This window comes from Cupriavidus sp. GW822-FHT02D05 (assembly GCF_058802485.1).
In genome coordinates, this window is sequence record NZ_JBXAOE010000036.1 from 18,297 (window position 1) to 42,931 (window position 24,635).

The 24,635-nt window shown below is 65.6% G+C and carries 23 protein-coding genes and 1 tRNA gene; 17 read left to right on the plus strand and 7 right to left on the minus strand.

What is annotated here, in order from left to right; genetic code table 11:
• Nucleotides 1–28 precede the first annotated feature (28 nt).
• From asd to AC1RQK_RS34115, 13 genes are all read left to right on the plus strand, one after another.
• Nucleotides 29–1,165, plus strand: coding sequence for an aspartate-semialdehyde dehydrogenase (gene asd, locus AC1RQK_RS34055; protein WP_492813780.1), 1,137 nt, complete (start codon nucleotides 29–31; stop codon nucleotides 1,163–1,165).
• A 326-nt stretch (nucleotides 1,166–1,491) separates the two neighbouring features.
• Nucleotides 1,492–4,374 (plus strand): motility hub landmark protein FimV, encoded by a 2,883-nt coding sequence (locus tag AC1RQK_RS34060; RefSeq protein ID WP_492813782.1) that lies wholly within the window; start codon nucleotides 1,492–1,494, stop codon nucleotides 4,372–4,374.
• Nucleotides 4,375–4,562: 188 nt separating this feature from the next.
• Nucleotides 4,563–5,387: a tRNA pseudouridine(38-40) synthase TruA gene (gene truA, locus AC1RQK_RS34065; protein ID WP_492376529.1), complete on the plus strand. Its 825-nt coding sequence runs from the start codon at nucleotides 4,563–4,565 to the stop codon at nucleotides 5,385–5,387.
• A complete protein-coding gene (locus tag AC1RQK_RS34070) occupies nucleotides 5,371–6,072 on the plus strand; it encodes a phosphoribosylanthranilate isomerase (RefSeq protein ID WP_492813784.1) in 702 nt (233 codons plus the stop codon). The genes truA and AC1RQK_RS34070 overlap by 17 nt, the downstream gene beginning before the upstream one ends.
• 127 nt (nucleotides 6,073–6,199) lie before the next feature.
• The gene (gene trpB, locus AC1RQK_RS34075) at nucleotides 6,200–7,393 is read left to right on the plus strand and encodes a tryptophan synthase subunit beta (RefSeq protein ID WP_043347992.1); all 1,194 of its coding nucleotides are present in this window, start codon (nucleotides 6,200–6,202) and stop codon (nucleotides 7,391–7,393) included.
• Nucleotides 7,393–8,301, plus strand: coding sequence for a DNA-methyltransferase (locus AC1RQK_RS34080; protein WP_043347990.1), 909 nt, complete (start codon nucleotides 7,393–7,395; stop codon nucleotides 8,299–8,301). The genes trpB and AC1RQK_RS34080 overlap by 1 nt, the downstream gene beginning before the upstream one ends.
• 2 nt (nucleotides 8,302–8,303) lie before the next feature.
• The gene (gene trpA, locus AC1RQK_RS34085) at nucleotides 8,304–9,101 is read left to right on the plus strand and encodes a tryptophan synthase subunit alpha (RefSeq protein WP_492813787.1); all 798 of its coding nucleotides are present in this window, start codon (nucleotides 8,304–8,306) and stop codon (nucleotides 9,099–9,101) included.
• 182 nt (nucleotides 9,102–9,283) lie between these two features.
• Nucleotides 9,284–10,156: an acetyl-CoA carboxylase, carboxyltransferase subunit beta gene (accD, locus tag AC1RQK_RS34090; protein ID WP_043347984.1), complete on the plus strand. Its 873-nt coding sequence runs from the start codon at nucleotides 9,284–9,286 to the stop codon at nucleotides 10,154–10,156.
• Between the two features lie 355 nt (nucleotides 10,157–10,511).
• Nucleotides 10,512–11,822 carry a bifunctional tetrahydrofolate synthase/dihydrofolate synthase gene (folC, locus tag AC1RQK_RS34095; protein ID WP_492376265.1) on the plus strand — a complete coding sequence of 437 codons (1,311 nt, stop codon included), beginning with the start codon at nucleotides 10,512–10,514 and terminating at the stop codon, nucleotides 11,820–11,822.
• A gap of 110 nt (nucleotides 11,823–11,932) precedes the next feature.
• Entirely contained in the window at nucleotides 11,933–12,676 is a 744-nt protein-coding gene (locus AC1RQK_RS34100) for an SPOR domain-containing protein (protein ID WP_150983122.1), read from the plus strand.
• Between the two features lie 78 nt (nucleotides 12,677–12,754).
• Nucleotides 12,755–13,252 (plus strand): CvpA family protein, encoded by a 498-nt coding sequence (locus tag AC1RQK_RS34105; protein WP_183034345.1) that lies wholly within the window; start codon nucleotides 12,755–12,757, stop codon nucleotides 13,250–13,252.
• Nucleotides 13,253–13,350: 98 nt separating this feature from the next.
• Nucleotides 13,351–14,886: an amidophosphoribosyltransferase gene (purF, locus tag AC1RQK_RS34110; protein WP_492376264.1), complete on the plus strand. Its 1,536-nt coding sequence runs from the start codon at nucleotides 13,351–13,353 to the stop codon at nucleotides 14,884–14,886.
• A 424-nt stretch (nucleotides 14,887–15,310) separates the two neighbouring features.
• Entirely contained in the window at nucleotides 15,311–16,516 is a 1,206-nt protein-coding gene (locus tag AC1RQK_RS34115) for an O-succinylhomoserine sulfhydrylase (protein ID WP_492813790.1), read from the plus strand.
• 29 nt (nucleotides 16,517–16,545) lie between these two features.
• Here AC1RQK_RS34115 and AC1RQK_RS34120 read toward each other — a convergent pair whose 3' ends face one another.
• The 3 genes from AC1RQK_RS34120 to nodI all read right to left on the minus strand — a co-directional run bounded on the left by AC1RQK_RS34120 (nucleotide 16,546) and on the right by nodI (nucleotide 18,887).
• Nucleotides 16,546–16,776 (minus strand): hypothetical protein, encoded by a 231-nt coding sequence (locus AC1RQK_RS34120; protein WP_174425061.1) that lies wholly within the window; start codon nucleotides 16,774–16,776, stop codon nucleotides 16,546–16,548.
• 314 nt (nucleotides 16,777–17,090) lie between these two features.
• Nucleotides 17,091–17,951: an ABC transporter permease gene (locus AC1RQK_RS34125; RefSeq protein WP_492376262.1), complete on the minus strand. Its 861-nt coding sequence runs from the start codon at nucleotides 17,949–17,951 to the stop codon at nucleotides 17,091–17,093.
• Nucleotides 17,952–17,975: 24 nt separating this feature from the next.
• On the minus strand, nucleotides 17,976–18,887 hold the full coding sequence (nodI, locus tag AC1RQK_RS34130; RefSeq protein WP_492376261.1) for a nodulation factor ABC transporter ATP-binding protein NodI: 912 nt from the start codon (nucleotides 18,885–18,887) through the stop codon (nucleotides 17,976–17,978).
• Between the two features lie 202 nt (nucleotides 18,888–19,089).
• Between nodI and AC1RQK_RS34135 the strand changes: the two genes are divergently transcribed.
• Nucleotides 19,090–19,623 (plus strand): PaaI family thioesterase, encoded by a 534-nt coding sequence (locus AC1RQK_RS34135; protein ID WP_492813793.1) that lies wholly within the window; start codon nucleotides 19,090–19,092, stop codon nucleotides 19,621–19,623.
• Nucleotides 19,624–19,720: 97 nt separating this feature from the next.
• Nucleotides 19,721–20,338, plus strand: coding sequence for a LysE family translocator (locus tag AC1RQK_RS34140; protein ID WP_174425066.1), 618 nt, complete (start codon nucleotides 19,721–19,723; stop codon nucleotides 20,336–20,338).
• 390 nt (nucleotides 20,339–20,728) lie between these two features.
• On the opposite strand, the gene rpsU is transcribed toward AC1RQK_RS34140, so the two are convergent.
• On the minus strand, nucleotides 20,729–20,941 hold the full coding sequence (gene rpsU / locus AC1RQK_RS34145) for a 30S ribosomal protein S21 (protein WP_006158571.1): 213 nt from the start codon (nucleotides 20,939–20,941) through the stop codon (nucleotides 20,729–20,731).
• Nucleotides 20,942–20,975: 34 nt separating this feature from the next.
• On the minus strand, nucleotides 20,976–21,173 hold the full coding sequence (locus AC1RQK_RS34150; RefSeq protein WP_006158572.1) for a cold-shock protein: 198 nt from the start codon (nucleotides 21,171–21,173) through the stop codon (nucleotides 20,976–20,978).
• A gap of 129 nt (nucleotides 21,174–21,302) precedes the next feature.
• Between AC1RQK_RS34150 and AC1RQK_RS34155 the strand changes: the two genes are divergently transcribed.
• Nucleotides 21,303–21,378, plus strand: a tRNA-Met gene (locus AC1RQK_RS34155).
• 201 nt (nucleotides 21,379–21,579) lie between these two features.
• Here AC1RQK_RS34155 and AC1RQK_RS34160 read toward each other — a convergent pair.
• Both AC1RQK_RS34160 and AC1RQK_RS34165 read right to left on the minus strand, forming a co-directional pair.
• Entirely contained in the window at nucleotides 21,580–22,908 is a 1,329-nt protein-coding gene (locus AC1RQK_RS34160; RefSeq protein WP_492813795.1) for an ATP-binding protein, read from the minus strand.
• On the minus strand, nucleotides 22,909–23,643 hold the full coding sequence (locus AC1RQK_RS34165) for a response regulator (protein WP_150983133.1): 735 nt from the start codon (nucleotides 23,641–23,643) through the stop codon (nucleotides 22,909–22,911). It lies immediately after the preceding gene.
• A gap of 237 nt (nucleotides 23,644–23,880) precedes the next feature.
• Between AC1RQK_RS34165 and AC1RQK_RS34170 the strand changes: the two genes are divergently transcribed.
• Nucleotides 23,881–24,633 carry a MipA/OmpV family protein gene (locus AC1RQK_RS34170; protein WP_492813797.1) on the plus strand — a complete coding sequence of 251 codons (753 nt, stop codon included), beginning with the start codon at nucleotides 23,881–23,883 and terminating at the stop codon, nucleotides 24,631–24,633.
• The last annotated feature ends 2 nt before the right edge of the window (nucleotides 24,634–24,635 follow it).

Consider the following 24,635-nt stretch of genomic DNA (forward strand, 5'->3'; position numbering starts at 1 on the left):
GAAGTTCAAATCACATCCGAGGTTAGTCATGATTGTAGGTCTCGTCGGCTGGCGAGGAATGGTCGGCAGCGTCCTGATGCAACGCATGCAGGAAGAGCGCGATTTCGACCATATCGAGCCCGTATTCTTCAGCACGTCCAACGCTGGCGGCCAGGCTCCGGCCATGGCCAAGAATGAAACCAAGCTCAAGGATGCGAACGACATCGAAGCGCTGAAGAAGTGCGACGTTGTCCTCACCGCCCAGGGCGGTGACTACACCAACGAGATTTTCCCGCAGCTGCGCGCAGCTGGCTGGAAGGGCTACTGGATCGACGCGGCGTCCTCGCTGCGGATGAAGGACGATGCCATCATCGTGCTGGATCCGGTCAACCTTGGTGTCATCAAGGACGCACTCACGAAGGGCGTCAAGAATTTCATCGGCGGCAACTGCACGGTCAGCTGCATGATGATGGGCCTGGGCGGCCTGTTCCAGCACGACCTGATCGACTGGATGACGTCCATGACCTACCAGGCTGCTTCGGGCGGTGGCGCGCAGCACATGCGCGAGCTGCTGACGCAGTTCGGCACGCTCAACGCGTCGGTCAAGTCGCTGCTGGATAACCCGGCATCGGCCATCCTGGAAATCGACCGCACCATCCTGGCGACCCAGCACGGCCTGTCCGCGGACGAAACCAAGCAGTTCGGCGTGCCGCTCGCTGGCAACCTGATTCCCTGGATCGACAAGGACCTGGGCAACGGCGTGTCGAAGGAAGAATGGAAGGCCGGCGCCGAGACCAACAAGATCCTGGGTCGCGGCGAAGGCTTCCTGGGCGCGACCGGCGCTGCGCCGATCGCCGTGGACGGCCTGTGCGTGCGCATTGGCGCCATGCGCTGCCATTCGCAGGCGCTGACCATCAAGCTGCGCCGCGACGTGCCGCTCGATGAGATCGAAGCCATGCTGGCCGAAAACAACCAGTGGGCCAAGGTGGTGCCGAATACCCGTGAGGCCAGCATGACCGACCTCACGCCGGCCGCCGTGACCGGCACCCTGACCATTCCGGTGGGACGCCTGCGCAAGATGCAGATGGGCGGAGAATACCTCTCGGCCTTCACCGTCGGCGACCAGCTGCTGTGGGGCGCCGCCGAGCCCCTGCGTCGTATGCTGCGCATCCTGATCGAAGCCTGAGCCAGGGACTTGCTCCCAAGCAGCGCTTGAGTCATGTCTTGGTCCATGTCTTGAGGCTCCGCGCAAGGCCTCCGTGGTTCCGTTGCAGCAAGGCAACAGAAACCACGGGCTTTGATAACAACGCCGCGCCTGTGCGCGGCGTTGTCACGCCCAGCCGCCTATTTTTCCCGGTGTTGCGTCACAATACAGGCGGCATATGCCGGGCTGCGGGGCGGTCATCCGCACGTCCGTACAAGTTGGCGCGGGGCTCAGTCGGGACGCTAACTTGCTGCGCTAAACCATTGATGTTAAGTTAATTTCACTACTAGAACACAACGGAGCACAAGGTGAGTGTGAGCCAACATCGCCGGAAAGATGCGCCTACCGCCCGCCAGCGCTGGTCAACGCTGGCCTTCACGGCACTCGGTTTGCTGCTCGCGCAGCCGGCCGCGTATGCCGCGGGGTTCGGGCAATTGCGGGTACAGTCGAATCTGGGTCAGCCGCTGCAAGCGGAAATCGATATTAGCGGCGTCAGTGCGGAAGAAGCGGACGGCCTGGCCGTCAAGCTGGCGTCGCCCGATGCATATGCCAAGGCCGGCCTGACATATCTGCCTGCGGTCAGCAGCCTGCGGCTGCAGGTCGAGCGCCGCCCCAATGGGAGCTATGTGGCACGGGTCCGGTCAACCCAGCCGCTCAGCGAGCCCTTTGTCGACATCCTGGTTGACATGACATGGGCGAGCGGCAAGGTGTCGCGCGCGTATACCTTCCTGCTGGATCCGGCAGGAGCCAAGCCTTCCAACCAGACATTCTCGCCAACCACCGTAGTGCAGGCGGGCACGCCCGACGAATCGGGCGCCACCAGCCCGGCGGCGCCCGCGCCAAGCGCCGCGCCCGTGCCCGCGCCGTCGGTGCAGGCTCCGCCTCCCGTGGCGGCCAGCCCGGCGCCACGGCCCCAGGCCAAGGCTCCAGCGCCGCGTGCGCACCGCGCCGCCACGCAGGCTTCGGCGGACGGTGCTGCCGCGGCTGGCGGCACCTACACCGTGCAGCGAGGCGACAACCTCTCCGCCATTGCCGGCGAGGCGTCCCAGGGACAGGATTCGGTATCGCTGGACCAGATGCTGGTCGCGCTTTATCGCAACAATCCGAACGCCTTCGTTGGCGGCAATATGAACCGCCTAAAGGCGGGCGCCGTGCTCAAGGTGCCTAGCCAGCAAGAGGCGCAATCGGTCACGCCCCGCGCGGCACGCCGCGAAGTGGTGGCGCGCACGCAGGGCTTCGACGCTTACCGCAGCCGCCTGGCTACGGCGGCGGCGGGGCGCTCGGTCGAGGCCGGTAGTGGCCGCGAACAGTCGGGCAACGTCACCGCGCGCGTGCAGGAACAGGCCGCCCCGGCCGCCGGCCCACGCGACGAGCTCAAGCTCAGCAAGCCCGATCGTGCCAGCCAAGCTGCTGCCGCTGCGGCAACCGAAGCCACTATCGCCAAGGAGCGCCAACTCAAGGAGGCCGAGGCACGCCTCGCGCAGCTTGAGAAGAACGTGACCGACATGCAGCGGCTGGTCGAGCTGAAGAACGCCGAGATCGCCAAGCTGGCCCAGGTGCAGAAGGGGGCGGGCAAGGACTCGGCCGCCGCACCTGCAGCTCCCGCCGCCGCACCTGCCGTGGTTCCGGCTGAGGCCGCTAAGGCCGACGCTGCCGCGCCGGCCCCGGCAACGGCCAGCGCTGGCACCAGCGCGGCCACGGCCGCCGCGGCAGCGGCGCCGCTCGCAGCATCCCCGGCGTCCGCGCCTGCGGCCACCGCTGACGCCAGTAGTGCTGGCACGAATGCCGCGGACGCCACCGTTGCGGCTGCCGCCAGGCCTGCTGCCGCTTCCGCGCCTGCCGCCAAGCGCCCGCCGGTCGTGACGCAGCCCGCGCCGGTGGCCCAGCCGTCCTTCATCGAAGACCTGCTTGCCAATCCGATGCTGCTGCCAGGCGGCGGACTCTTGATTGCCCTGCTGGGCGGCTACGCGATCTATCGCCGGCGCCAGCAACAGAAGACCAGCGACAGCGCGGCCTTCGGGGACAGCATCCTGTCGCAGGAAAGCACCGTCATGGCCGGCGGCAATTCGCTGTTCGGCACCGCGGGCGGGCAGAGCGTGGACACCTCGCAGCACAGCGTGTTCGGAGCGGATTTCCGCATTGGCAACAATGCCGCGGAAGCCAACGAGGTCGATCCGATCGCCGAGGCCGATGTCTATATCGCCTACGGGCGCGATGTGCAGGCCGAGGAAATCCTGCGCGAAGCCTTGCAGCAAAACCCTGAGCGCCAGGCGATCCGCCTCAAGCTCATGGAGATTTACAACACTCGTCAGGATGTGGAAGGTTTTCGCGTGATTGCAGAAGAAATGTTCGCCCAGACTGGAGGACACGGGGCGGAGTGGACACAGGCAGCGGAGATGGGGCGTAGCCTCGATCCGAACAATGCCTTGTACTTGAATGTGGCGCCCGATGTCGCGTCGGTTGACACCACTACCTTGCCGGCCGATCAGTGGCGCACCCACGATCCGTCGCAAGACCTGGCGGCGGCACCGCGTGAAACCCCGCTGGCGGACCTGGCAGACTTCGCGCTGCCGCTGGATGGGTTCCCCGCGCCGGCAGCCGGTGCGCCGATCACCGCGCCCGAGTCCGCCTCGCGCGTGTTCGGCAATGGCGAGGCGGCGCCTTCGGCGCTAGCCGCGCGCCTGGACGATGGCCTTGGCCTGGATCTGCCCGAGGCCGATGCCATCGGTGCTCATGACGGTCATGACGACATCCCGGCGCTGGATACGCCTACGCGTAGCCGTCCGCTCGACTTCGACATGTCCGGCATCTCGCTGGACCTCAGTCCGGCGGGCCATGCCGACGCGCGTGCCGACAGCCCGGCGCAAGTGCATGACGAGGCACGTTCCTCGTTCGGCTCGTCCCTGCCGGCGCCGACCATGCTGCGCGACGGCAAGCTGTCCGAGCCGATCGATCTGTCCCGCGTGAGTGCGGAAAGCGGGCTCGACACGGCGCGCGGCATCTCGCCGAGCACGTTGTCGGCCGACTCCGCCGATGGTGGCCGCGACATGCAGATCAAGTTCGACCTGGCCCGCGCCTATATCGAGATCGGCGACAAGGAAGGCGCGCGGGAATTGCTGCAGGAAGTGGTGGAGCAGTCGCAGGACCCGCTGCTGACCGAAGCCAAGACTTTGCTGCGGGACGTGGCCTGACAGCCAAGCTGTAGAATGGCGGGCTGTGCGCAAGCGATGCGCCCGGCAGCTCGCCACCAATGCGCCGGGAGCGTGGCTCCCGGCGCATTTGTTTTTTTGCGAGCCGGCAGCCGGGCGATCCTCATCGGCGCCGCGCCGTTTTCGCTAGCTCCCGTTGATCGTCAATTTCCGTCGTCAATTTCCGCCCCATGACCCGCATTGCCCTCGGCCTCCACTATGACGGCGCCGCCTTCTCCGGCTGGCAGTCGCAACCGCACCGCAATACGGTGCAGGACCGGCTCGAGGACGCCATCGCGCAGTTCGCCGGCAGCCGGGTGCCGACCACGGTGGCGGGCCGCACCGATACCGGCGTGCACGCGCTCGGCCAGGTGATCCACATCGACACCGAGCTGACGCGCGAACCGTTTTCCTGGGTGCGCGGCGTCAACGCCTTCCTGCCGCCCAGCATCTCGCTGCAATGGGCAAAGCCGGTGGACGACAGCTTCCATGCGCGTTTCCTGGCCTTCGAGCGCATGTATTACTACGCGCTCTACGTGGGGCCGCACCGTGTGCCGCTGGTGCACGGCAGGGCGGGCTACCTGATGCTGCCGCCAGGCAAGGGCCTGGACGTCGACGCCATGCGCACGGCCGCGGGCTGCCTGCTGGGCGAGCACGATTTCTCGGCCTTTCGCGCCGCCGAGTGCCAGGCGAAGTCGCCGGTCAAGACCATGTACGACATCACCTTGAAGGCCGACGGCGACTGGTTGTTCGTGCGCTTTCGCGCCAGCGCCTTCCTGCACCACATGGTGCGTAACCTGATGGGTTGCCTGGTGGCGGTAGGGCGGGGGCGCAACCCGCCGGAGTGGCTGGCCGAAGTGCTGGCAGGGCGCAACCGCGCCAAGGCAGCGCCCACTTTCATGCCCGACGGCCTTTACCTGGCCGGGGTGAAGTATCCTGAGCAGTACCAGATCCCGGTCGCCGAGACGGCCGCCAGCCTGTTTCATGGAGTGTTTGCCAATGACCCAGTTGCCTGAAGCAGGCAGCGCGCCGCGCCGCACCCGCATCAAGATCTGCGGGCTGACGCGCGAGGACGATGTCCGCGCCGCGGTCGATGCCGGCGCCGACGCGATCGGCCTGGTGCTCTATCCGGGCAGCCCGCGCTTTGTCGAGGTGGCACGCGCCGCAGCGCTGGCCGAAGCCGCCGGCCCCTTCGTGTCGGTGGTGGGCCTGTTCGTCAATGCCGAGGCCGATCATATTGCCCATGTGGTGGAGCGTGTGCCGCTTACGCTACTGCAATTCCACGGCGACGAGCGCCCCGAGGACTGCGCCCTGGTGGCCCAGCGCTGCCGGCTGCCGTTTCTGCGTGCGGCACGCGTGCAGCCGGGCCTCGATTTGGTAGAATTCGCGGATCTGCATCGTGATGCCGCTGCCTTGCTGCTTGATGCCTTCGTCGAAGGCTACGGCGGTGGCGGGCACGTCTTCGACTGGACCCTGATACCCCCGGCATGGCTTCCGCCCACCCACAACCCGACCGCAAGCGCCGCTCCTCGGATCGTTTTGAGTGGTGGGTTGAACGCGCAAAACGTCGCTGGCGCGATTGAGCGCGTGCGGCCCTACGCTGTCGATGTAAGCAGCGGCGTGGAGGCTGCCAAAGGCGTGAAAGACCACGCCAGGATTGCCGCCTTCGTGCGCGCGGTGCGCAGCGCGGATGCCGGGTGAGTCAAGTCGCCGTCCAGGCGCTCGGCCTCCCGCATATCCCCCGCAAACCGCACCTGCCCCGCGCACGACCCTAACGTCATCGGGCCCCTGCCAGAACGGCAAGGGCCCTGTTCAGAAGAGCTGACTCATGTACGACCTGCCCGATTCCCGTGGCCATTTCGGCCCCTATGGTGGTTCCTTTGTATCCGAGACCCTGGTGCACGCGCTGGACGAACTGCGCGAAGCCTATGCGCACTTCCAGAAGGATCCTGAGTTCGACGCGGAGTACCGCCGCGAGCTGAAGCATTTCGTCGGCCGCCCCTCGCCGATCTATCACGCACAGCGCTGGAGCGAGATGCTCGGCGGCGCGCAGATCTATCTCAAGCGCGAAGACCTCAACCACACCGGTGCCCACAAGATCAATAACGTGATCGGCCAGGCACTGCTGGCCAAGCGCATGGGCAAGCCGCGCGTGATCGCCGAGACCGGCGCCGGCCAGCACGGCGTGGCCACCGCGACCATCGCCGCGCGTTTCGGCATGGAGTGCGTGGTCTACATGGGCTCGGAAGACGTCAAGCGCCAGGCTGCCAACGTCTACCGCATGAAGCTGCTGGGTGCCACCGTGGTGCCGGTGGAAAGCGGCTCCAAGACCCTCAAGGACGCGCTCAATGAAGCCATGCGCGACTGGGTCACCAACGTCGAGAACACCTTCTACATCATCGGCACCGTGGCCGGCCCGCATCCTTACCCGATGATGGTGCGCGACTTCCAGTGCGTGATCGGCGAAGAGGCCAAGGTGCAGATGCCGGAAATGACGGGCCGCCAGCCCGATGCCGTGATCGCCTGCGTGGGCGGTGGCTCCAATGCCATGGGCATCTTCTATCCGTACATCGAGCACAAGGATGTGCGCCTGATCGGCGTGGAAGCCGCTGGCGACGGCCTGGAAACCGGCCGCCACGCCGCCGCGCTGATCGGCGGCACGCCGGGCGTGCTGCATGGCAACCGCACCTACCTGCTGCAGGACGCCAACGGCCAGATCATCGAGACCCATTCGATCTCCGCCGGCCTGGACTATCCCGGCGTCGGCCCCGAGCACGCATGGCTCAAGGATATCGGCCGCGCCGAGTATGTCCCGATCACCGATGAGGAAGCGCTGAAGGCTTTCCACGACTGTTGCCGCATCGAAGGGATCATCCCGGCGCTGGAGTCCAGCCACGCCATCGCCTACGCGTGCAAGCTCGCGCCCACGCTGCCCAAGGACAAGCTGCTGCTGGTGAACCTGTCCGGCCGTGGCGACAAGGACATGCACACCGTGGCCGAGCGTTCGGGGCTGACCCTCTGATGCGCGACTTTCTCCCGCCGGGCGCCGCTGAAGGCGGCGCCCCGTCCGCGCCCATCGCCGCACCGCAACTGACGCTTTACCAGGAAGACGTGCTGGAGGGCATCAAGCGCATAGCCGACGGCTCCATCGACCTGATCGTGGCTGATCCGCCCTATGGCCTGGGCAAGGACTACGGCAATGACTCCGATCGCCTGTCCGGGGACGCCTACCTGGAATGGTCCGCGAGCTGGATCGATGCGGTGGTGCCCAAGCTGGCGCCGCGCGCCTCGCTCTATCTGTTCTGCACCTGGCAATACTCGCCGGAGCTGTTCGTGATGCTCAAGCAGCGCCTGACCATGATCAACGAGATCATCTGGGACCGGCGCGTGCCTAGCATGGGCGGCACCACGCGCAAGTATTCCTCGGTGCACGACAACATCGGCTTTTTTGCCCGGGCCCGCGACTACTACTTCGACCTCGACCCGGTGCGCGTGCCGTACGACGCCGAGACCAAGAAGGCGCGCAGCCGTCCGCGCTTCGAGGGCAAGAAGTGGCTGGAGGTTGGCTATAACCCGAAGGACCTGTGGAGCGTGCCGCGCATCCACCGGCAGGATCCGGAGCGCGCCAATCACCCGACCCAGAAGCCGTTGCATATCGTGCAACGCATGGTGCTGGCCAGCTGCCCGCCGGGCGGGCTGGTGCTCGATCCGTTCACCGGCAGCGGCACCACCGCCGTAGCCTGCGCGTTGCACGGGCGCCGCTTCGTCGGCTTCGAGATGAATCCCGACTATGTCGACGTGGCGCGCGCGCGCGTCGCGGCATGCATTACGACGCCGCAGGCCGCGCCCGCTACCCTGAACATCGCAGCCGCGAACGATGAGCCCCTGCTGGCTGCTTCGTCCACGCCGCTGCCCACTCTCGCTCAATGACCATGTCCCGAATCAAAACGACTTTCGCGGCGCTGGCCGCGCAGAACAAGAAGGGCCTGATTCCGTTCATCACCGCCGGTGACCCCGAGCCCGGCCTGACCGTCGCGCTGATGCACGCGCTGGTGGCGGGCGGGGCCGACGTGATCGAGCTTGGCGTGCCGTTTTCCGACCCGATGGCCGACGGCCCGGTGATTCAGCGTGCCTCCGAGCGCGCGCTTGCGCAGGGCGTGACGCTGACCAAGGTGCTGGCCTGGGTGGCCGAGTTCCGCCAGACCAACGCGGCGACACCCGTGGTGCTGATGGGCTACGCCAACCCGATCGAGCGCATGGGCGAGGAAACCTTCGCCAAGGCCGCGCGCGCCGCCGGTGTCGATGGCGTGCTGGTGGTCGACTATCCGCCCGAGGAGTGCGAGTCCTTCGCCGCGCAGATGCGTGCCAACGAGATGGACCCGATCTTCCTGCTGGCGCCGACTTCCACCGACGATCGCATCGAAGCCGTGGCCAAGCTGGCCAGCGGCTACCTGTACTACGTGTCGCTCAAAGGCGTAACCGGTTCGGCCACCATCGACCTCGACAGCGTGGCCGAGCGCATTCCGCTGATCAAGCGCCATGCCAACCTGCCGGTGGGCGTGGGCTTCGGCATCCGCGACGCGCAGACCGCGCGCACGATCGGCAGCGTGGCCGACGCCGTGGTGATCGGCAGCCGCCTGGTGCAATTGCTGGAAGATGCGCCGCGCGACCAGGCGGTACAATCGCTGCAGTCGTTTATCGCGGACATCCGCCAGGCGCTGGATGCCTGAATGTGATTGAGGCGCCGCTGCCCGTGTCGACGCACGGGCGGTGAATGCAGCAAAAAACACGGATTTTGACGGCCGTTGTGCCGCAACAGGCGCATCGCCCCGGCGGAACGGGGACTGCGGACCGCAGGCATGGTAAATTCGCGGCCTGACATGTTCCGCACATGTGCCGAAAGGAGCCTTTCATGAGCTGGTTGGATAAACTCCTCCCTCCCAAGATTCAACAGACCGACCCCTCCACCCGCAAGGGCATTCCGGAAGGGCTGTGGGTCAAGTGCCCGTCGTGCGAGTCGGTGTTGTACCGGACCGACGTCGAGGCCAACCTCCACGTCTGCCCCAAGTGCGACCACCATATGCGCATCCGCGCCCGCGCCCGCCTCGACGGGCTGCTGGACGCCGAAGGCCGCTATGAAATCGGCCAGGAAATCCTGCCGGTCGACGCACTGAAGTTCAAGGACACCAAGAAATACCCGGACCGCATCAAGGCCGCCATGGACGACACCGGCGAGACCGATGCCATGGTCGTGATCGGCGGCGCCATCCACACCATTCCGGTCGTGGTGAGCTGCTTCGAGTTCGAATTCATGGGCGGCTCCATGGGCTCGGTGGTGGGCGAGCGCTTCGTGCGTGGCGCCCAGGCGGCGCTGGAGCAGAAGGTGCCGTTCATCTGCATTACCGCCACGGGCGGCGCACGCATGCAGGAAAGCCTGCTGTCGCTGCTGCAGATGGCCAAGACCACGTCCATGCTGAACCAGCTGTCGAATGCCAAGCTGCCGTTCATCAGCGTGTTGACCGATCCCACCATGGGTGGTGTTTCGGCCAGCTTTGCGTTCCTGGGCGATGTGGTGATTGCTGAGCCCAAGGCGCTGATCGGCTTTGCCGGTCCCCGCGTGATCGAGCAGACCGTGCGCGAGAAGCTGCCTGAGGGCTTCCAGCGGGCTGAATTCCTGTTGCAGAAGGGTGCGATCGATATGATTGTCGATCGTCGCAAGCTGCGGGATGAGTTGGCGCAGTTGCTGGCTTTGCTGCAGAAGCAGCCGGCGGATGCGGTGGCATAAGGGTTGGGTTGGTTGATGGTGATTAGGCGCGGACTGGGATGTTCGCGCTTTTTCGCTTTATGGGGTGGGGGCTTGGCTGCAACTGCAAAATCAGCTTCAGCTACAACCGCTTAACTTCAAGGGCAACTGCAGTTTCGCCTCCCCGAAGGGGAGGTGAAACTGCAGTTGCTTTTGTAGTTGCCCTTGACGTTAAGCCGTTGAAGTTGCCTTTGACGTTAGACCTTTGACTTACCCCAACACGCCCCAACATCACCCCTACGCAAATCCAAACTCAGCCAATCCGCCCGCAAAAGAACCACTTACCCCAAAACCGGCTCCAATAAGCCACTCCCCCGATTAACGCCGTCTCCCCACCATGCCTATCTTCCCCTCCCTCCCCGAATGGCTAACCCATCTCGAATCCGCCCACCCGGTCGGCATCGACATGGGCCTGGCGCGCATCACCCGCGTCAAGGAGGCCCTGGGGCTGCGCATCGATGCGGTGGTGTTCACCGTCGGCGGCACCAACGGCAAGGGGTCCACCTGCGCCATGCTGGAGCGCATCCTGCTTGAGGCGGGCTACAAGGTGGGTTGCCATACGTCGCCGCACCTGATGGCGTTCAACGAGCGTGCGCGCATCAATGGCGAGTTCGCCACCGACGCGCAGCTGTTGCCGCATTTCGAGGCGGTGGAGCGGGCGCGCACGAGCTTTGCGGATCCGGTGAGCCTGACGTATTTCGAGTTCACCACGCTGGCCATCATCCATGCGTTCGCCGCGGCGGGTTTGGATGCCATGATCCTGGAGGTGGGGCTGGGCGGCCGGCTGGATGCGGTGAACGTGATCGATACCGATTGCGCCATCGTGACCAGCGTGGATATCGACCACACAAATTACCTGGGCGATACGCGCGAGAAGATCGGCTACGAGAAGGCGGGGATCTTCCGTCCGGGCGTGCCGGCCATCGTGGCGGATCCGGTGCCGCCGCAGTCGGTGATCGACCATGCCGTGGCGATCGGCGCGGATCTCTGGCTGGTGGGCCGGGACTTCCATCAGCAGGCCTCCAAGGGCCAGGAGCGTCAGCAGTGGGACTGGAGTAGCCGCGAGCGCAAGCTCAACGGGCTGGGCTATCCCGCGTTGCGCGGCGCCAACCAGTTGCTCAACGCTTCGGCTGCGCTGGCGGCGCTGCAGGCGATGCGCCCGCGGCTGCCGGTGAGTGCACAGGAAGTGCGCAACGGCTTGGCCTTCGTGGAGTTGCCGGGGCGCTTCCAGGTCATGCCGGGGCGCCCGACGGTGATCTTGGATGTGGCGCATAACCCGCATGCGGCTGCCACGCTTGGCCAGAACCTCGACAACATGGGCTTCTTCCGCTACACCTACGCGGTGTTCGGCGCGATGGAGGACAAGGACATCGCCGGCGTGCTGCGGCATCTGGCCGACAGGGTCGACCACTGGTGCCTGGCTGATCTGCCGACGGCGCGCGCGGCCAGCGCGGCGGACCTGCTGGAGAAGCTGGAAGAGGGCGGTTTCCATCCGGGGCCAGATGCCACGGCAGCCTGCTTTGCCAGCCCGGAGGCGGCTTACCGGGATGCCCTCGGCAGAGCGACCGAGGATGATAGAATTCTGGTCTTCGGATCGTTCTACACCGTGGCGGGCGTGATGGCATATCGCGCCACCCGGGCAAATTGAGTCGCGCGGCCGCCGGGCAGTTTTCCGGGGCTAACACCGGGGCAAATCGCCGCGCAATCTGAGCGACAATTTCAACGGCCGGTTTTACGGCCGTCGCACCGAACCAATCTATGGGCCTGCTTTCGCTGTTTTCTTCCCGCAAGGGCAACGCCCCGGCACCGGAGCGTGGGCGCCGCTCGCGTTCGGACCCGGGGGCAGGCATCGCGTCGTCGCGGCGCCTGGCCGAGGAGTACGCGGACGACACGCTCGACCCCGAGTTTCCGCAAAAGCAGCGGGCGCGCCGGCGCCTGATCGGCGCGGTGGTGCTGATGGCGGCTGCCGTCATCGTGCTGCCGATCGTCTTCGAGACCCAGCCAAGGCCGGTCGTCGACAATATCGCGGTCAAGATCGATGGTGGCCCGGGGGGCGCCGCGGGCAAGGTGAAGCCTGATGCCCGCAAGGCGGATCCGTTGCCGCCCGCGCCGCAATCCAAGCTCGATAGCCAGGCGCTCGATGCCGGCGAGGAACTGGTTGCCGATTCGGCAGCGGCCAAGCCGGCCGCTGCGGCTACCGTCGCAGCGACCGCGGCAGCGCCTGCCGAGAAAATCGCCGACAAGCCGGCCACCCCCGCAGCCAAGCCGGGCAGCGGCAAGTTCCTGGTGCTGATCGGCGCGTTCTCCTCGGAGGAGAAGGCCAAGCTCTGGCTGAGCAAGCTCAAGGCGGGCAAGGTGCCCGCCTATATCGAGAAGAAGGTGTTGGCCGACGGCGAGCGTGTGCTGCTGCGTGCCGGTCCTTTTTCGGATCGCGACGCGGCTGACGCCGCCGAGAAGCGGGTGCGCGCCGCGGGCCTGACCGCCAAGGTGATCGAACAGTAAAGCCCGGCGCGGGCTGGTTGCCCCATGAGCCCCACTATCCTCATTACCCAGCCGCCGCACCGGGACACCGTATTACGCATGCAGCCGACTTTTTTCGATTACAGCGTTGTTTTCATCCTTATCGCCTCGGGCCTGATCGGCGTGCTGCGCGGGCTGGTGCGGGAAGTGCTATCGCTGATCGGCTGGGTGGTGGCGTTCCTGGTGGCCTACCACTTCGCCGGCACCGCGGCAGGCTGGATCCCCGAATCGGTGCCCGGTGGGCAGCTGGCGCGCAGCGCGCTGGGCTTCGCGGTGGTCTTCATCGGTACCGTGATCGCCGCGGCACTGGCCGGCACGGTGCTGGGCCAGTTGCTGGAGAGCACCGGGCTCAAGCCCGCCGACCGTGGCCTCGGGCTGGTGTTCGGGCTGCTGCGCGGCGCGCTGGTGGTGATGTTCGTGGTGACCGTGGCTGGGTTCACCAAGCTGCCTGAGGAAGCATTCTGGCGCGATGCGCTGTCCCGGCCCTACGTGATGCAGGCGATGGAGTCGCTGCGGCCCTGGCTGCCTCCCGAAGTCGCCAAATACGTCAAGACATGACATGAGGCCGGGCAGACCCGCCCGGCTGGTAGTACGCGGGCTCCTCCCTGAAGGGCGGGGCCGCCCCCTGATTCAAACGCCTTTCCTGGGAGCTTGGCATGTGCGGTATCGTCGGTGTGGTTTCATCCACGCCCGTTAACCAATTGATTTACGACAGCCTGCTGCTGTTGCAACACCGCGGACAGGATGCAGCCGGCATCGCTACCGCAAACGGCAGCACCTTCCACATGCACAAGGCCAACGGCCTGGTGCGCGACGTGTTTCGCACGCGCAATATGCGCGGCCTGCCGGGTGCCGCCGGCATCGGCCAGGTGCGTTACCCCACCGCCGGTTCGGCCTCGAGCGAGGAAGAAGCCCAACCGTTCTACGTCAATGCGCCCTACGGCGTGATCCTGGCCCACAACGGCAACCTGACCAACTGGAAACAGTTGCACGAGGAGCTGTTCAGCCGCGACCGCCGCCACATCAACACGCACTCCGACACCGAAGTGCTGCTCAACGTGCTGGCCGACGAGCTGCAGCGTGCCAGCAGCGGCCTGGCGCTGGATCCGCCCACGATCTTCAAGGCCGTGGCCGGCATGCACCGCCGCGTGCGTGGCTCGTACGCCATCGCCGCGCAGATCGCTGGCTACGGCATGCTGGCCGTGCGCGATCCGTTTGGCATCCGTCCGTTGTGCCTGGGCAGCGTGGAAACGCCGACCGGCAAGGAGTGGATGGTGGCGTCGGAGTCGGTGGCGCTCGAAGGCATCGGCTACAAGCTCGAGCGCGATGTGGAGCCTGGCGAGGCTATCTTCATCGACCTCGACGGCAAGCTCTACACCCAGCAGTGCGCGGATAATCCCGTGCTTACGCCGTGCATCTTCGAGTACGTCTACCTGGCCCGCCCGGATTCGTGCATCGATGGCGTGCCCGTCTACGACGCGCGCCTGCGCATGGGCGACTACCTGGCCGAGAAGATCCGCCGCGAAGTCTCCGCGGGTGACATCGACGTGGTGATGCCGATTCCCGACTCCAGCCGTCCGGCCGCGATGCAGGTGGCCAACAAGCTGGGCGTGAACTACCGCGAGGGCTTCTTCAAGAACCGTTATATCGGCCGCACCTTCATCATGCCCGGCCAGGCGGTGCGCAAGAAGTCGGTGCGCCAGAAGCTCAACGCCATGGGCGTGGAGTTCAAGGGCAAGAACGTGCTGATCGTGGACGATTCCATCGTGCGCGGCACCACGTCTTTCGAGATCGTGCAGATGGCGCGCGAAGCCGGCGCCAACAAGGTGATCTTTGCCTCGGCCGCGCCGCCGGTGAAGTTCCCCAACGTGTACGGCATTGATATGCCCACCCGCAGCGAGCTGGTTGCCTATGGCCGCACGGATGAAGAAATCGCCCGCATCATCGGCGCCGACAAGCTGGTTTACCAGGACGTCGAAGCCATGAAGCAGGCCGTGCGTGACATCAACCCCAAGCTGAACGACTTCGATGCCTCGTGTTTCGATGGCCGTTACGTCACAGGTGATATCGACGAAGCCTACCTGGAGCGCCTGGAAACCGCGCGCAGCCAGGCCGATCGCGATGGCACCGGTGGCCTTGGCGATAGCGAGCGCTCGCAACTGCACTTGCAACGCTCCGGCGGCAACGAGTAAGACGGCGCACGCCCGCAATCGCCGTGATGACCGGCGTGGAGTTGACGAGAAGCGAGGCCCGGCCGTAACATTGCCGGGCGTCGATTTGATTGTCAGCTTGCGGACGCGGGTACTGCCGGAGCGATAGGTTGATCGTTGGTATTGATCATTGCTCGCGGAACAGGAAATTGCCCGTCACAGGGAAATGCCCGAAACAGCTAAAGCGGAACGCCGGCTTCCCGGTTGTGCGCACCACAGGCACATTGGCAAGCCGGATTCCCGCCGCAGCGCGGGGCCTATCCCAACGAACACAAGCAGCCCGTCGATTCGGCCCCCGGCCAAAGATCGCACGGGCTTTTTTATTGCTGCCGCCGGCGCGCAGCCGGGGCAGCCAGGCTACCACCACTTACACGGATAACCGCGCGGGTACCACCGCCTCCCCATCATGAACGAACCGCTTCCCCTCGACTCCCTTGGCATCGATACGCTTGGCGTGCGTGCCGGCACCATGCGCAGCGAGTTCATGGAGCACTCGGAGGCGATGTACCTGACCTCCAGCTTCTGCTTCAACAGCGCTGCCGAGGCCGCGGAGCGCTTCGCCAATTCGGAGTCGGGCTTCACCTACTCGCGCTTCACCAACCCCACGGTAGCGATGTTCCAGAGCCGCCTGGCGGCGCTGGAAGGCGCCGAGGCGTGCATGGCAACCGCATCCGGGATGAGCGCGATCATGTCGATCGTGATGTCTGCGATGCAAGCGGGCGATCACCTGGTCAGCTCGCGCGCCATCTTCGGCTCCACCATGACGCTGTTCTCCAACATCTTCGCCAAATTCGGCGTGGAAACCACCTTTGTCGATGGCACCGACCTGGCGGCCTGGCGCGCGGCGGTCAAGCCGAACACCAAGCTGTTCTTCCTGGAAACGCCGTCCAACCCCCTCACCGAAGTGGCCGACATCGCCGCGGTGGCGGACATTGCCCACAACGCTGGCGCGCTGCTGGTGGTGGATAACTGCTTCTGTTCGCCGGCGTTGCAGCAGCCGATGAAATTCGGTGCCGATATCGTGGTCCACTCGGCCACCAAGCATATCGACGGGCAGGGCCGCGTGCTGGGCGGCGCGGTGCTGGGCTCGCACGATTTCATCATGGGCAAGGTGTTCCCCTTCGTGCGCACGGCCGGGCCGACGCTGTCGGCATTCAACGCCTGGGTGCTGCTCAAGGGCATGGAAACGCTGGCGATCCGCATGGAGCGCCACAGCCAGAGCGCGCTGGCACTGGCCGAGTTCCTGGAGTCGCATCCGGCGGTCGCGCGCGTATATCACCCGGCGCTGAAGTCCCACCCGCAGTACGAGGTGGCCCAGCGCCAGCAAAGCGGCGGCGGCGCCATCGTGTCGTTCGAACTCAAGGGGGATACCCCGGAGCAGCAGCGCGCCAATGCCTGGCGCGTGATCGACAACACGCGCGTGTGCTCGATCACCGGCAACCTGGGCGATACGCGCACCACCGTGACCCATCCCTACACGACCACGCATGGACGCGTCAGCCCGCAAGCCAAGGCGGCCGCGGGCATCGGCGAAGGGCTGATCCGCCTGGCTGTCGGCCTCGAATCGGTAGCAGACCTGAAGGCGGACTTGCTGCGCGGCCTGCAGGGCTGAAGCGTCAGGGCGCCAAGGCGCCCGCGCGCTCAGTGCGCCGGCACGGCGTCGTCGCCGCTGCCGGCCACGGCCTTGACCCCGGCCTTGGTCACGTCGTAAGTCGTCTCGACCACGGTCGATCCCACGCTCACTGCCGCGGAGCCAACCGTGGCCACGGTAGAGACCGCAGCACTGCCCACTGCCACAGTGGCGCCAACCACGCTGCAAGCGGCCATTGCGCCGCACAGGCTCAAAGCGGCCAACGTTGCAGCAGCGCGCATGACGCGGCTCTCCTGCGGCTCTTTCTTCGCTGGCGCGACGCGGACGTACATTGGAAATGGCATGGACACTGCTCGCGCTTGCGGGACGGTGGAGGTGATGTGGGCGGCCGGCCTCAGGTTTCCAGGGACACCGGACACCTTGCGCCGTGCCCGGCATCATACTCTCCCCCGGGCCGCTCGCTACCGCTATTCGCCCGCCAGCGCCACCACCGGATCCAGCCCCGCCGCCCACGTTGAGCGCCAAGGAGACGTCCCGCGCCAGGGGCAATGGCCGGCGCGGGCGCTCGCGGCAGTCCCTTCCCTCTACCGCAACCTCAGCGCAGCAAGCGCCGGCGCAGCAGCATCAGCGCCACGACCAGCGCCACGGCTGCGTAGGCACCGAGCACGATCAGGTGCAGCGCCAGGTTGTCGACCGGGCGCCCCAGCATGATGGGGCGGATCAACGCCACGGCATGCGCCAGCGGCAGCACCTGCGTGGCGGCCTGCGCGCCTGCGGGCAATTGCTCCAGCGGGAAGAACACGCCGGAGAGCAGCAGCATCGGCGTCATCACCAGCGTCTGGTAGAACATGAAGAAGTCGTAGCTGGGCGCCAACGCCGTGACGATCATGGCCAGGCTGGCAAACGCGATGCCCGCCAGCACGATCACGGGCAGCGCCAGCAGCGCGCCCGGCAACTGCGCATAACCCAGCACGCCGGCCACCAGCATGATGGCCATGCCCGACAGCACCGCCTTGCTCGCGGCCCACATGATCTCGCCCAGCACCACGTCGCCGAGCGTCAGCGGCGCATGCATGATGGCTTCCCAGGTGCGCTGTACATGCATGCGCGAGAAGGCGGAATACATCGACTCGAAGCTCGCCGACATCATCACGCTGGACGCCGTGGTGCCAGCCGCGAGAAAGGCGATGTAGGACACGCCGTTGACCTGTCCCACCAGCAGGCCGAGCCCGAGGCCAAGCCCGAACAGGTAAATCATCGGATCGGCCAGGTTGCCGATCATCGAGGGAATCGCCAGCTTTTTCCACACCATGAAGTTGCGGTACCAGACCATGGTCCAGTTGCGCATGTTCATCGGCAGCAGCGGCTGCGGGTAATGCTGCCGCGGCGCGGCGCCAGGGCGCGCCGCGGTGGCGGCGGCCGGCGCGACGGCGGGGCGGGGGTCTTGTTCGCTCATGTTCATTCCGTTGTCAGTCTGGCCTCAGTCCCGCATCTCGCGGCCGGTCAGCTTGAGGAAGACGTCTTCCAGGTTGGCGGGGCGGTGCAGGTAACGCACGCCACTGCGGCCGTGCAGCGCCGCCAGCAATGGCGCGGGCTCCTTGACGTAGCAAAACAGCGTCTCACCGCTCATCTCTGTGCGCGTCGCAAGCGGGTGCAGCTCGCCGCGCAGGGGCGCCAGGTTGTCGCCATACACTTCCACCACGTCGCAGCCGATCTGGCTGTCGATCAGTTCATGCGGCTTGCCTTCGGCAATCTTGCGGCCGCTGTCGATCACGCACAGGTAGTTGCACAGGCGCTCGGCTTCTTCCATGAAGTGCGTGGTCAGCAGGATGGTCTTGCCGTTGGCCAACAGCGACTTCAGGCGCTCCCAGATCAGGTGGCGCGCCTGCGGGTCCAGCCCCGTGGTGGGCTCGTCCATCACCAGCAGGTCGGGGTCGTTGATCAAGGCGCGCGCCACCGTCAGCCGCCGGCGCATGCCGCCCGACAGGTCTCTTACCTGCGCCTTGGCACGGCTCTCCAGCCGCGCGAATTCCAGCAGCGCCGGCACGCGCGCCTCGATCACGGCGCGCTCCAGGCCGAAGTAACGGCCAAAGATGCGCAGGTTCTCCACCACGGTGAAATCGGGATCGAGGTTATCGAACTGCGGCACCACGCCCACCCGCATGCGGGCCTGCGGCGCACGTTGTGGAATCGGCTCGCCGCACAGCGTGAGCGTGCCGGACGCCGGCGTGGTCAGTCCCAGCAGCAAGCGCAGCGTGGTGGTCTTGCCGGCGCCGTTCGGGCCCAGCAGGCCGAAGCACTGGCCGCGCTGCACGCTCAGGCTGAGATCGTCGACCACGACGGTGTCGCCGTATTGCTTGCTTACATTGCGTAGTTCAAGAATGGCAGTCAAGGCAGGAGCGGGAGTTGGGCGCGCCGCGGGCGCAATATCCATCATTATGCAGGCAGCTGCGCGGATGCTCTGTGGCGCGCTGCAGCAAGAATTCGTGGATGCGGTTATCTTGCTGGTTCGCGCCGGGGCGCGCCTGCCGGAAAAAGTTGCTGCGTGCACGGGACACAAAAACAGATCAGAGCGGATCATGGAGACAAAGCAGATGAGTGTGCAAGACACCCTGGCACAGTGGCAGGAGGCGGAACGACTGGCGCGCGCCAGGCTGGGAGGACCGGGTGTGGCAACGCTCGCGCAGTTGAGCGAACGTGCCGGGCTGCAGTTCTTCGAGGACATGCTGGCCGGCAAGCTGCCGGGTGCGCCGATTGCGCAACTGATGGACTTCTTCCCGGTGGAGTTCGAAGCGGGACGCTTCGTCTTCCAGGGCACACCTGGCCCCCAGCATTACAACCCGATCGGCAGCGTGCACGGTGGCTATGCCGCGACCTTGCTCGATTCCTGCGTGGGTTGCGCTGTCCATACCATGCTGCCGGCCGGCAAGGGCTACACCACCCTGGAGCTGAAGGTGAACTACGTGCGCCCGCTGACCGCCAAGACCGGTCCGATTCGCGCGGAGGGCAAGGTCATCAGCCTGACCACGCAGATCGGGATTGCCGAGGGCCGCATCGTCGACACGCAGGGCAAGCTCTACGCTTACGCCACTACCACCTGCCTGGTTTTTCCGATGCCGGCTGGCTGAGACGTGGCAGGGCCGGCGCCACTGTCACCGGCAAGCCACGTTGCTTATACTGATGCGTCACCCGCAGGGTGCCCAATCAACGAAACCTGGAGTTGCAATGTCCTTCGAGCACTGGCTGGCCTTTGTGTTGACAAGCATCGTCGTACTGATCATTCCCGGCCCGACCATCCTGCTGGTGATTGGCGATGCGCTTGCCCATCGTGGCCGCTCCGCCTATGCCACCGTGGCTGGCGTTGCTGCGGGCGACCTGACCGCGTTCACGCTGTCGATGGCCGGCCTCGGCGCAGTGCTGGCCACCTCGGCGGCCTTGTTCACGGCATTGAAGTGGGCCGGTGCGGCTTATCTTGTCTACCTGGGCATCCAGGCCTTGCGCGGCGCCTCGCGTGCCGGCGCCATGGCGGTCACGGCACAGTCCGGGAGCAGCCGCCAGCGCTTTGCCAAGGCATGGCTGGTCACCGCGCTGAATCCCAAGAGCATCGTGTTCTTCGTGGCCTTCGTGCCGCAGTTCCTTGACGCGCGCCTGGCCTTCTGGCCGCAGGCCGTGGTGCTGATTCCCACCTTCGTGGTGATGGCGACCGCCAACGCGGCTGTCTACGCGCTGCTGGCGCGTGCGCTGGCCAAGCGCCTCACTACCCAGCGCGCCCAGGCCAATGTACAGCGCGCGGGCGGCATCACGTTGATTGGTGCGGGCGCGCTGATTGCGGCGCGCAGCTGACGCGGGGGGCGTTGCCGACCAAGCGGGCCGCCATGCATAGTGCGGCCTGTTTGTTGCCAGTCGCAGCGGCAAGTGCCGTAGCATTAACGCGAGGCAACGCGGCAGTAGCACATACGTGCGTCTGGAACCATTAAAAAGCGAAGAGGGGAGTAAAAGTGCTGGCCGTGTCGCACGCAAAGGGCGAACGCAAGCATAGCGCCGGCCGCGCTCGATCCGATTGGAGCGATGGGCAGGGCGGTATCAGGGCCGGTCGGCGGTTGTCAGGCCACGAAGGGCCGGACATCCGACGGCGCCGCTAAAACAAGAAAAATCCGCCAGGCAATGACTGGCGGATTTATGCGGCCTGCGGCAGAAACGCGTCGAAGCGCGCTCGCCGCTTGCTGTGCCGAATCAGTACATCTTCTTCGGCAACATCTGCATGCGCAGGCGTTTGCGAAGGCGCGATTCCGCGGCTTTCTTCTTGCGCTTGCGCTCGGTCGTGGGCTTCTCGTAAGCGGTACGGCTCTTGAGTTCAACGATCAGGCCGGTCTGGAGGATGGCCCGACGGAAACGCCGCATTGCAACTTCAACGGGCTCACCTGGTTTCAAGACGATCTTAGTCAATTCTGTCCTTTAGCTTTGCCGCAAAGCGGCGGGTTCAAACGGGGGAAACATTGGCCGCTTCAGGACCCTTCTTGCCCTGTTGCGACTGGTATTGCACTCGCTGGTTATCTTGCAGCGGAGCACCCCCGCGAACCTGAGAGATGTGGACGAACAAGTCCTTGCCACCAGCGTCCGGGGTGATGAAGCCAAAACCCTTCTGGGCGTTGAAGAACTTGACGGTACCAGTTTCCATGGAAAAATCCTTTTTTGAGCGCAAAGAATGCGCCCACTTGCTTTTACACGTTTACGTAAACGCTGTCAAGAAAGCGTGCCGGAAAAGCTATGCAAATCCGTCAGGGTGGCGTATAGTACGCCCCTCTGACGCGGGGTGGAGCAGTTGGCAGCTCGTCGGGCTCATAACCCGAAGGTCGCAGGTTCAAGTCCTGCCCCCGCAACCAGACCGTATTCTACTAAAAAGCCTGCCCGGAGTCCCGGCAGGCTTTTTGTTTTGTTGCGCGGGCAGATTCCGTCACTACCGCGTTACGACTGCGCCGTCAGGCCGGAAAACGCCATCGCCAGCCAGCCGGCGGCGGCGCAGGCGCCCATCCACGCGAGCAGTACGGTAACAATCGTCGACCATTTCATGGGGGGGCGGCTCCTCAACTCGCCGGCTTGCCGGGCGTGGCGGGCTCGTCCATGGCTGGCAAGCTGATCACAAAGCGCGCGCCGCCCTCGCTGCTGCTGTCCAGCCTGACTTGGCCGCCATGCAGCAGCGCGATGCGCCGCACAATGGCCAGCCCCAGGCCGAACCCCCCGGTATGACGGTTGCGGCTGGAATCGGGCCTGTGGAAGGGCTCGAAAATGCGGGCGCGCTCCTCCGGCGCAATGCCGGGGCCATCGTCCTCCACAGTCAGGGTCAAGGCGCCTGCCGCGTCGGTCTCGGCGTGCAAGTGGATGGCGCTGCGCGCGTAGCGGGTGGCGTTGCGGCAGAGGTTGAGCAGCGCCCGCGCCACCAGCCGCGGATCGCAGACGTGATGGGGCGCCGGGCCGCTGGCGTAGGCCGACAGCGTGAGCTTGTTATCCGCCACCTCGTCGGCCACGCTGGCCGCGACACTGTCGATCAGCTCACTCACTGATACGCGCATCAGCATCATCGGCGCCGCGCCTTGCTCGAGCTGGCCTAGCGTCAGCAGCTCGGTGACCAGCTCGTCGAGCTCGCGCACGTCGCGGCGCAGGTCTTCCAGCCGCAGCACCTGGCGCGCCTGCTCCGCTTCGCCGGTGCCGGCCGACTGCAGCAGCGCGATGCCGAACTCCAGCCGCGCGATGGGCGTCTTCAGCTCGTGCGAGATGCCGTGCATCATTTCGCGCTGGTGCACGATCGAGGCTTCGATCTGTTCGGCCATCTCATTGAATTGCCCGGCGAGTGCGGAGATGTTGGAGCGCCGGGGCAGGTTGGCCCGGGTCGACAGCTTGCCGTTGCCGAAATCCCTCGCCGCCTGCTGCAGCTTGTCCAGGTCGCGCCAGTGGTACCACACCCAGGCGATGATCGACAGCAAGGTTGCGAGGGCGATCAAGCCGTAGGCCAGCACCGAGATGTTGGTGTGGTCGTCTTCCTCGCTGTACGCGTGCAGGATCTGGCCATCGCGCAGCGGCAGGTAGTAGTGCTTGGCGTCCTGGCTTAGCACCAGCTTGCCGGCGGCAAGGTCGCTGCGCTGCTGCGCATCGAGATGCGTCAGGCCGGCAGCGTCGACCAGGTCAAACGTCTCGCGTGCCTGCTTTTGCAGGATGGAAAGCGCGGCTTCGCGCTCGGGGCCCTGTTGCGGCCCGAGGAATTGGGAGAGCGTAAAGGCATAACCCTTGCGGTTTTCCCGTTCGGTCTCGGTGAAATGCTCATGGAACAGCGGGATAAACGTGTTGTTGATGACGGTCACTGCCCCGGCCGCGGCCAGGATCACCAGCAGATAGAGCTTGAGTAGCGAGCGGACCATTCATTCCTCCCATGCCGACGGGCTGAACAGGTAGCCGCGGCCCCAGATGGTCTTGATCTTGTGCGGCTCGGGCGAGGCATCCTCGAAGCGGCGGCGCAGCCGCGAGATGCCGGAGTCGACGGTGCGGTCGATGCCATCGAACTCGATGCCGCGCAATGCCTTGAGGATGTCGTCGCGGCTCAGCACGGTGCCGGCGGCGCGCGCCAGGATCAGCAGCAGGTTGAACTCGGTGGTTTTCAGGTCCACCTCCTGTCCGCGCCATGTCACCTGCCGGTTCGGCGGCGAGATCACCAGCGCGCCGAATACCAGTTCATGGTCCCGTTGCGCCGGCGTGGCGGTCTCGGCAACCCGCTCTGCGGCGGCTCGCCGTAGCAGGGCGCGGGCGCGCGCCACCAGCAGCCTCGGCTCGATGGGCTTGACCACATAGTCGTCGGCGCCGATCTCCAGCCCCGCCACCTGGTCATACGTATCGACGCGCGCGGTCAGGATCAGCACGGGCACACGCGAGAAAGCGCGAATGCCGCGGCACACCTCCATGCCATCCATATGCGGCAGCATCAGGTCGAGGATGACCAGTGCCGGCCGCAGGGCCTGGACGGCGGCCACCGCGATATCGCCGCGCCGCACCACCTCCACCACGAATTCGTAGTTGCCCAGATATTCGCTGACAAGCTGCGCGAGGCGATCATCGTCCTCGACCAGTAATACCTTGTACTTGGCCATGGTATCGCTCATGACAGGGCTCCCCGGGGCAGAAAAGTGCCGATTCTATCCGGCGAACGACTTGGTTTGGGTGCCGGAGACGCTTCAAGACAAATTTGCACAATTGAACAAGATTTCGCGCGATTTCAGGACAGACAGCCCGGCGCGCCATCCCTAATCTGCGTGCTTCGACATCAAGGCGGAGCATCCGTGCAAGAGCAAACAAGAAATCAGGGGGGTGTGGCAAGGTTGCCGGCAGCGTGCAAAGGCGTGCTTCTCGTGGCCGCGCTGGCGAGCCTGTGCCCGGCAGCGCATGCGGAAAGAACCTATTCCGTTGGCCTGGCCGCCGGCGCCGCACCGCGCTATGCGGGAAGCCGCGACTACCGGGCTGTCGGCTCACCAATACTGCGCGCCGACTTCGGCAACGGCGCCTTCATCGATATGCTGCAAGGCGCTGGCTATACCTACAAGTTCGGCAACGGCATGTTTGCCACCGCCTCGCTCGGCTACGCGCTGGGCCGTACCGACAAGAACCGCGTGGACCTGCCTGGCTCCGATCACCTGAAGGGCATGGGCGATATCCGGGGCTCGCTGATGGGTGCGTTCCAGCTCGGCGCGCGCGTGTACGGCGACACCACATTGAGCGTGACGCTGGACGCGCCGCTGACGCATCGCGAACGCGGGCTGAGCGGGCACATCGATCTGGTCATGCCGGTGATCCAGTCGGGCGCGCATATCGTGACGCTCGGTCCGAGCGTGCACTACGGCTCGGGCCGCTACATGCAGACCCTGTTCGGCGTGACCGATGCGCAGGCCGCCAACAGTGCCTTCAGTGCATATGCCCCCAAGGCCGGCTTCGATGCCGCGACGCTGTCGCTCGCATGGAACTACACCCTGTCCAAGGAATGGTCGGTGCGCACCCTGGTGGCGGCGACACGCCTGCTGGGGGACGCCGCGAAAAGCCCGATCGTGCAGAGCAAGCAGTCGTACTTCGGCATGAGCTCGATCAACTATACGTTCTGAGG

Excerpts from the sequence above, each read along its gene's own strand:
- asd (WP_492813780.1), top strand. The coding sequence starts at position 29 with ATGATTGTAGGTCTCGTCGGCTGGCGAGGAATGGTCGGCAGCGTCCTG.
- truA (WP_492376529.1), top strand. The coding sequence starts at position 4,563 with ATGACCCGCATTGCCCTCGGCCTCCACTATGACGGCGCCGCCTTCTCC.
- AC1RQK_RS34070 (WP_492813784.1), top strand. The coding sequence starts at position 5,371 with ATGACCCAGTTGCCTGAAGCAGGCAGCGCGCCGCGCCGCACCCGCATC.
- trpB (WP_043347992.1), top strand. The coding sequence starts at position 6,200 with ATGTACGACCTGCCCGATTCCCGTGGCCATTTCGGCCCCTATGGTGGT.
- AC1RQK_RS34080 (WP_043347990.1), top strand. The coding sequence starts at position 7,393 with ATGCGCGACTTTCTCCCGCCGGGCGCCGCTGAAGGCGGCGCCCCGTCC.
- trpA (WP_492813787.1), top strand. The coding sequence starts at position 8,304 with ATGTCCCGAATCAAAACGACTTTCGCGGCGCTGGCCGCGCAGAACAAG.
- accD (WP_043347984.1), top strand. The coding sequence starts at position 9,284 with ATGAGCTGGTTGGATAAACTCCTCCCTCCCAAGATTCAACAGACCGAC.
- folC (WP_492376265.1), top strand. The coding sequence starts at position 10,512 with ATGCCTATCTTCCCCTCCCTCCCCGAATGGCTAACCCATCTCGAATCC.
- AC1RQK_RS34100 (WP_150983122.1), top strand. The coding sequence starts at position 11,933 with ATGGGCCTGCTTTCGCTGTTTTCTTCCCGCAAGGGCAACGCCCCGGCA.
- AC1RQK_RS34105 (WP_183034345.1), top strand. The coding sequence starts at position 12,755 with ATGCAGCCGACTTTTTTCGATTACAGCGTTGTTTTCATCCTTATCGCC.
- purF (WP_492376264.1), top strand. The coding sequence starts at position 13,351 with ATGTGCGGTATCGTCGGTGTGGTTTCATCCACGCCCGTTAACCAATTG.
- AC1RQK_RS34115 (WP_492813790.1), top strand. The coding sequence starts at position 15,311 with ATGAACGAACCGCTTCCCCTCGACTCCCTTGGCATCGATACGCTTGGC.
- AC1RQK_RS34120 (WP_174425061.1), bottom strand. The coding sequence starts at position 16,776 with ATGCGCGCTGCTGCAACGTTGGCCGCTTTGAGCCTGTGCGGCGCAATG.
- AC1RQK_RS34125 (WP_492376262.1), bottom strand. The coding sequence starts at position 17,951 with ATGAGCGAACAAGACCCCCGCCCCGCCGTCGCGCCGGCCGCCGCCACC.
- AC1RQK_RS34135 (WP_492813793.1), top strand. The coding sequence starts at position 19,090 with ATGAGTGTGCAAGACACCCTGGCACAGTGGCAGGAGGCGGAACGACTG.
- AC1RQK_RS34140 (WP_174425066.1), top strand. The coding sequence starts at position 19,721 with ATGTCCTTCGAGCACTGGCTGGCCTTTGTGTTGACAAGCATCGTCGTA.
- AC1RQK_RS34150 (WP_006158572.1), bottom strand. The coding sequence starts at position 21,173 with ATGGAAACTGGTACCGTCAAGTTCTTCAACGCCCAGAAGGGTTTTGGC.
- AC1RQK_RS34160 (WP_492813795.1), bottom strand. The coding sequence starts at position 22,908 with ATGGTCCGCTCGCTACTCAAGCTCTATCTGCTGGTGATCCTGGCCGCG.
- AC1RQK_RS34165 (WP_150983133.1), bottom strand. The coding sequence starts at position 23,643 with ATGAGCGATACCATGGCCAAGTACAAGGTATTACTGGTCGAGGACGAT.